The following is a 405-nucleotide window of genomic DNA, read 5'->3' on the forward strand; positions in this document are numbered from 1 at the left end:
GTGGCCTGACGAACCCGCTCAAGGCGGGCCAGGAGCTGATCGTCCCCGCCAAGGTCAACACGGTCACCAACACCTACGAGACATTCAAGCCCTACAACAAGGCTGCCGCAGTCGGCTCCACCACGCCGGAACTGGCCATGCCGGCGCCGCAAAGCGGTGGCGGTTGCGGTACGATCGGTAAGCTCATCATGGTCGTTGTCGCGGTCGCGGTCACCGTGTTAACCCAGGGCGCGGCGGCCAGTTTCATGGGGCCAATATTGAGCTCGGCCGTAGGGGCGGCGGCAGGCTCGGTTGCCAGCCAAGTGGTGGGCCAGGCGATCGGCGCTCAAGACGGCTTCAGTTGGAAAGCCGTTGCCCAGTCCGCCATTGGCGGCGCCATCTCGGCTGGCGTCAGCGAATTTGCCA

Annotated in this window: 1 protein-coding gene; it reads left to right on the forward strand. The window is 65.2% G+C overall.

Features of this window, described 5'->3' with window-relative positions:
• The coding region (locus GJ699_RS34330) for a hypothetical protein (RefSeq protein WP_195763724.1) at positions 1-405 on the forward strand (405 nt) is incomplete at both ends.

Origin of the sequence: Duganella guangzhouensis, assembly GCF_009674535.1 — a bacterium.
GTDB classification, from domain to species: Bacteria; Pseudomonadota; Gammaproteobacteria; order Burkholderiales; family Burkholderiaceae_D; genus Rugamonas; species Rugamonas guangzhouensis.